The organism is Roseburia sp. AF22-2LB, from assembly GCF_003461125.1.
Lineage (GTDB): Bacteria > Bacillota > Clostridia > Lachnospirales > Lachnospiraceae > Roseburia_C > Roseburia_C amylophila.
The window spans coordinates 1-1,345 of record NZ_QTWM01000022.1 but is presented as its reverse complement, the minus strand read 5'-3'; the positions used below and the strand labels follow the sequence as shown (position 1 = coordinate 1,345).

Genomic DNA, 1,345 nt, shown 5'->3' with positions numbered 1-1,345 from the left:
GGGTTATAGGACAAAACGTGTTGATGGCTAATCCCATTCTGTAAAAGATTTATCCATCTTATGGAGGTCACTCCACACAATGGCATCACCCCAAAGTGAAAGACTCTTTTCCAACCGGGATTTATCATTCATCCTTTGATATATTGCTGCAATACTTCTATCTGTAGGCATAGTTTTTATTATTTCAGACAATGAAAGCGGTTCTGGAGAGTGCATATAACACCACCAGTAAACCGCTTTTATTCGTCTTTCTATAGAAAGTCCTCTATGATTTCTCAACATTTCTCTGAGTCTTGAGTTGATTCCGCCTTCAATTCTGTTATTCGTAGATGGTGCAATGAAATCATTTATAAATTCCTTATCCAAGTATGTAAACAGTGTGTTTTCTTTGATAAGTTTAAGAAGGGATCTCTCTGCTTTAAGCAGTCTCTCATGAGTTGGTCTTTTATTACCATGCTCATCTACCGTCATTTCACTAAGAAATTCCTGATACTTCTTTATCCACTCAGTGAAACGGGTTACCCATGTTTCTGCCTCTTGTTTCTCTTTTATTTTAAGTAAATCTTTAGCCAGACAATAAAGCTCTACTCCAGCTAATGTATTAGGTTTGGACGTTGTATAACGTTTTATCTGGCAGAATACATGAAATATACATCTTTGATGTTTTGCTATTGGCCATACTTTTTTCAGTGCTTTTGCAAATCCTGTTCCACCATCTGATACAACCATTCTTGGCTCAGCTATACGCTTCATTAAAGCAATCCAGGCACCTGCATGTTCATATCGGCATAAATACCATCCAAGTACATTTTTCTCATCGCAGCAGATTAGCACACAGGCCTTTCGGCCAAGATAAATTCCATCAAGAAAAAGAACATCTTTGGTTTCTTCTATTTTCGGTGGCATCGGCCATATATCCCAAAATCTTGCTGTCTTTCTTCTAAATGTTCTTCCTTCTCCTGGCATTATTGATTGAGTTTCTTTTCCAAACAACCAATCTAAGAAGATTTGTAACTCCTTTGAATCATTATCTATTTTATGTGTTAACGAAGTTTTGCATTTCTTGCATAGCCAGCGTTGTGTTCCCGCTTTTGTTTTTCCTGCTTTAACACATTTGTTTCCACAAATAGGACAATTTATCTGATTCATTTAATCTTCCTCCATGGTTTTCTATTTCAAGAAAGATTAAACTCTGTTTTGCCCTTTATTTTCAAGGGTTAGAGCATTTTTTATCAACACGTTTTGTCCACCCTCAAAGTTCTTTGAAAAAAGATTAAACCGCCTTCAGCCCTTTATTTTCAAGGCTTGAAAGCGGTTTTCATCAACACATTTTGTCCTATAACTC

Annotated in this window: 1 protein-coding gene; it reads right to left on the bottom strand. The window is 36.5% G+C overall.

The features are described 5' to 3' along the window. Nucleotides 1–27: 27 nt before the first annotated feature. The gene (locus tag DWX96_RS14135) at nucleotides 28–1,149 is read right to left on the bottom strand and encodes an IS1249 family transposase (protein WP_118057814.1); all 1,122 of its coding nucleotides are present in this window, start codon (nucleotides 1,147–1,149) and stop codon (nucleotides 28–30) included. Nucleotides 1,150–1,345: the final 196 nt, after the last annotated feature.